Genomic DNA, 1360 nt, shown 5'->3' on the forward strand with positions numbered 1-1360 from the left:
GCTGTTCCTGCATGTGGGTATGTCAGGACTGGGGTTGCTGGGTGTTGCCGTTTTAGGTGCCACCCCAGCTTATGCATCTTTAGACACCGATCCGGTCCTCGATGAATTAGATACCTATGGACTCCTCCAAGCCAATCCTCAACTTGATGAACAGCCCTGGGCTACTGAGGGACAGGAGGATATCAACAGTACCCCAGTATCGGATGGCGTGCGGGTAGAAGAGTTAGATTCAGCGATCGCCCTGGATGAAGACATCCCTAGTGATGAAGATATCCTCCAGGTGGACAACATGGAGGACAGTCTTGGCTTAGAGTCCGTGATATCTTTAGAGACGATCGCCGAGGGCAGCCCCATGGCTCAAGTCACTTCGGTGAACCAACTCAGTGACGTAAAGCCTACAGACTGGGCATTTCAGGCGCTACAATCCCTAATTGAGCGCTATGGCTGTATTGCTGGCTATCCCAACGGCACCTTCCAAGGCCATCAGTCCATCAGTCGCTATGAATTCGCGGCTGGCTTAAATGCTTGTCTGGAAGGACTGGCGCTAGGCACGTCTGGCTCAGATGATTTAGCCATCGTTGAACGCCTGCAAACAGAATTTGCTAATGAATTAGCTAGTCTCCGCGACCAAGTTGATGCCCTAGAAACCCAGATTGCGCTGCTCGAAAGTCAGCAGTTTTCCACCACCACTCGCCTTTTCGGACAGCTAGTGGTCGGTGTGCAAGGACGCACCGACAACCGGGCAGATTTCTTTCCTGTCGATGGAGTTCAGGATACCGATGATCCCTCCACTCAACTTAACCTAATTACCAATGCTCAACTCAGCTTACTTACTCAGTTTAATCCCAATAGCCTGCTCTTGATTGGAATGCAGGGTGGTTCAGGTTCTACAGCACCGCGACTCACCAATGACACCCGCCTGAGCTATGAGGGTAATACAAATAATGATCTACAGCTTAGCGATTTAACCTATCGACAGCTGATCGGCGACGACTTTGCCATTATTGTTGGGCCAAGGGGCGTCAACGCCGTTAACGTTTTTCGAGGTGCCAACCGGGTTGAAAGTGCTGGCTTTGGCCCCCTATCTGCTTTTGCCCAACGTAATCCTGTCATTAGCGTAGGCGGTGGTGATACAGGGGTAGGCTTTGACTGGCAAGTTGCCCCCTGGATGAGTGTACAGGGGGTTTATTCCACCAGTAACGGCCCTGATCCAGCAAGGGGATTGTTTGGGGGAGACTTTGGGGATACAGTGATAGGTACTCAGCTTACCTTTGTACCTATCGATACCATAGATATCGCTCTTAACTATGTCAATGCCTATACACGTTCGGGGAATCTCCGTAACAGCATTGGCGATAGT

1 protein-coding gene is annotated in these 1360 nt (G+C 50.9%); it reads left to right on the plus strand.

Going from position 1 to position 1360, the window contains the following annotated elements; all coding sequences use genetic code 11:
* The coding region (locus tag V6D20_10220) for an iron uptake porin (GenBank protein HEY9816155.1) at positions 1-1360 on the plus strand (1360 nt) is incomplete at both ends.

This window comes from Candidatus Obscuribacterales bacterium, from assembly GCA_036703605.1.
Lineage (GTDB): Bacteria > Cyanobacteriota > Cyanobacteriia > RECH01 > RECH01 > RECH01.